Below are 1,801 nucleotides of genomic sequence, written 5' to 3'. Positions count from 1 at the left end.
TTCAAGCAGAAGACGGCATACGAGATKWWWWKGGCTTGGTCTCGTGGGCTCGGAGATGTGTATAAGAGACAGATTCAGCGCCATTCTCAAACCCTCGTGCCGAGCCAGATACCACAAAGTCCTGTGCCTCAGTGGTCGTTAAGTCATCGATGTCCGAGATAAGGATGATGGGTTTCACTACTGTCGATGTCTCTTTATCACTGCCCGCTTCATTACCCGAGAGGTCTTGATAGCCCGCATTCACCACCGCGATAATCGTGTCGTCATTGGACGACAGGGTAATGGCTTCGTCCGTTTGTCCTACCCACTGCTGGGCGGATTCATCACCGGTGAAGACCACATCTACACCGCCCACGGTCGCCGTCACATTCGTTACAAGTTCACTAAAGTTCGCTGTAATCGTGACCTTCTTACCATCCTCTGGCACCACTGGTTCAAAGGCAATCTCACCGACCACTTGAGGTAGTGTGGCATCGGTGTAAGTAATGGTATCGGTCGCGGTATCCGCTGTCACACCATTATTGTTCAGACCAACAACCGTGAGATTAATATCACCACTTGGCCAATCACGAATATTCTGCGGTGAAGTACTCCAAGCACCATTTTGTGCTACTACGACCGTCTCTTCAAAATGGTRCTCCTGGGCGCTCCCGTTCAGCCGAGCCACAACCGTCACTTCATCATTCGCTTGAAAGCCTCGCGCCGTGCCCTCAATCACTAGCTGACGGGATTCTTGCTCATCGATGGGCCCACCTCGCTCCGTAATCTCAATCACGGGCTTCACAGGGGCTTCCGTTGAGCCTTCCTGCCCGCTATTGCCTTGCGCATCTTGATATTGCGTTACGGTCACGGCTTTGAGCATTTCATTGGCGTTCACTGTCACCACATCCGACGTGGTCCCTTCCCATACCGTCTTCGCCCCATCTCGAGAAACAAAATTCACGTTCACACCGTCAACGTTTGCAACAACATTCTCCACGCGCTCGCTGAAAGTCACACTGACGAAGGCCGTTTGGTTATCGATGATAGGATCTCCTGAGTTCACACTGATAGTGCTCACCTCAGGCACAATATCATCTTCCAGACCCACATCCTGAGACGCTTGTAACGCCGTCTGGCCACCTTCATTAGAGCCATCCACCGTGATAGTCAAGATGCCGCTTTCCCATGATGAGATGTCCTCTGATGTCGTTGCCCAAACACCTTCGGTCACTGTCACAGTATCACTGAATGTCTCACCAAGCGGGCTGTTGCTTGAAACCACTACGGCTAATTCAGCGCCATTCTCAAACCCTCGTGCCGAGCCAGATACCACAAAGTCCTGTGCCTCAGTGGTCGTTAAGTCATCGATGTCCGAGATAAGGATGATGGGTTTCACTACTGTCGATGTCTCTTTATCACTGCCCGCTTCATTACCCGAGAGGTCTTGATAGCCCGCATTCACCACCGCGGTAATCGTGTCGTCATTGGACGATAGCGTAACCGGCCCCACGGTTTCACCTACCCACTGCTGGGCGGGTTCATTACCGGTGAAGACCACATCCACACCACCCACGGTCGCCGTCACATTCGTTACAAGTTCACTAAAGTTCGCTGTAATCGTGACCTTCTTACCATCCTCTGGCACCACTGGTTCAAAAGCAATCTCACCGACCACTTGAGGTAGTGTGGCATCGGTGTAAGTAATGGTATCGGTCGCGGTATCCGCCGCCACACCATTATTGTTCAGACCAACAACCGTGAGATTAATATCACCACTTGGCCAATCACGAATATTCTGCGGTGAAGTACTCCAAGCACC

1 protein-coding gene is annotated in these 1,801 nt (G+C 51.8%); it reads right to left on the bottom strand.

Going from position 1 to position 1,801, the window contains the following annotated elements:
* Position 1: 1 nt before the first annotated feature.
* A partial coding sequence (locus tag L1D15_RS21930; protein ID WP_239877045.1) for a tandem large repeat occupies positions 2 to 1,801 on the bottom strand: 1,800 nt, incomplete at its 5' end.

The organism is Vibrio sp. Isolate25 (genome assembly GCF_022398025.1).
Lineage (GTDB): Bacteria > Pseudomonadota > Gammaproteobacteria > Enterobacterales > Vibrionaceae > Vibrio > Vibrio coralliilyticus_A.
Note: the sequence above shows the minus strand (reverse complement) of the source record. Positions and strands in the feature narration are given on the sequence as shown.